General features: G+C 49.0%; 1 protein-coding gene. It reads right to left on the bottom strand.

What is annotated here, in order from left to right; genetic code table 11:
• Positions 1–13: 13 nt before the first annotated feature.
• A partial coding sequence (locus L5M40_RS22495) for an IS4-like element IS10A family transposase (RefSeq protein WP_263257275.1) occupies positions 14–822 on the bottom strand: 809 nt, incomplete at its 5' end.

The following is an 822-nucleotide window of genomic DNA, read 5'->3' as shown; positions in this document are numbered from 1 at the left end:
CTGAAGGATCCCCTCATAAATCAGCCATAGCATAGCCATATTTGAGCAACTGATTGGCGAATAATACCCAGGCCGCCAGCAATTCTTTCTCCGTGATTTGATAATCAGGCCGCCTGAGTACCTCCAATCCCAAGCGAATCGTTGAGAGTACCGTTCGATGCCCAATGGTATTGGCCTGAAAATGCTTATCCCAGCCCTGTTGCTGTGCGTGTAAACCAACTAGCCACAACAGGCATTGAACCATCAACGCTATCAGTAGGATGATGTCGAATCGCTCTGGACTGTTGGTACGACTTTGGCGTAAGCCAAAGCCGTATGCCGGGCTTTTGAGGTCACGAAAGGTTTCCTCTATTTGCATACGTTTGGCGTACAGGTTTACCAGCTGCTTTGGGCTCCGAGATTCTGGTGGTAAATTGCTGGCTAACACCCAAGGCTCTTTCGCCGATGTTGAGTACGTTTTTGCCGATGGATGGTGGCAATTAGTCCTCGTTGAACGCTGATTTGTACGCCCCTTAGGTTTGCTACGATAAAGCGTGAGATGGCAATTGATAGGGTTAGTTTTGGTCAAGGTCTTACAACCCAGGCTCTTCGCTTGACCGTTGGCCAAGTCATGTGTACTGCGAACTGCACGCCAATTTTCAGCGCCAATATCTGCAAATTGAACTGTACCGCGAATACGGCTTAGCCAAAACCAACCATGCGCCTCAACCTCTTTGTACCAAGGCACTTTGAACCCCGCGTCAGTCACGATGAGAGGGGTAACATGCAAAGGTAAAATCTTGGCTAAGTCCGCTAAAAAACCGTTGTGGGAGGCCTTAGAGC

Origin of the sequence: Shewanella sp. SM68, from assembly GCF_025653925.1 — a bacterium.
Lineage (GTDB): Bacteria > Pseudomonadota > Gammaproteobacteria > Enterobacterales > Shewanellaceae > Shewanella > Shewanella oncorhynchi.
This window is presented reverse-complemented; position numbering and strand designations above follow the sequence as displayed.